The organism is Methylobacterium tarhaniae (assembly GCF_001043955.1).
Lineage (GTDB): Bacteria > Pseudomonadota > Alphaproteobacteria > Rhizobiales > Beijerinckiaceae > Methylobacterium > Methylobacterium tarhaniae.
Genome location: NZ_LABZ01000405.1, coordinates 1 through 581 on the forward strand (window position 1 = coordinate 1; position 581 = coordinate 581).

At 66.4% G+C, this 581-nt stretch carries 1 protein-coding gene; it reads right to left on the bottom strand.

Annotated elements, in window-relative coordinates; translation table 11 throughout:
* The coding region (locus VQ03_RS30295; RefSeq protein ID WP_048454650.1) for an alpha amylase C-terminal domain-containing protein at positions 1-581 on the bottom strand (581 nt) is incomplete at both ends.

Consider the following 581-nt stretch of genomic DNA (forward strand, 5'->3'; position numbering starts at 1 on the left):
CCGTGGCGCGGCACCGGCGTGAAGTTCGACACCACGACCGCGATCTCGCCCGGCGCGCGGCCCTTGCGGGCCCAGGCGATGACGTTGTTCTCGGCGTCGTCCGAGACCAGCCATTGGAAGCCGGCGGCTTCCGTGTCGCGCTCATGGAGCGCCGGGGTCGCGACGTAGAGGTGGTTGAGGTCACGCACCAGGGCCTTCAGGCCGGCATGGAGCGGGTCGTCGAGCAGGTGCCAGTCGAGGCTCTGGTTGTGGTTCCACTCCCGCTCCTGGCCGAACTCGCCGCCCATGAACAGCAGCTTCTTGCCCGGATGCCCCCACATGAAGCCGAAATAGGCGCGCAGGTTCGCGAATTTCTGCCAGCGGTCACCCGGCATCTTGCCGAGCAGCGACCCCTTCCCGTGCACCACCTCGTCGTGGGACAGGGGCAGGATGAAGTTCTCCGAGAAGGCGTAGAGCAGCCCGAAGGTCAGGTCGTGGTGGTGGTAGCGGCGATGCACCGGCTCCTTCGAGATGAAGCGCAGGGTGTCGTGCATCCACCCCATGTTCCACTTGAAGCCGAAGCCGAGGCCGCCGGTATAGGT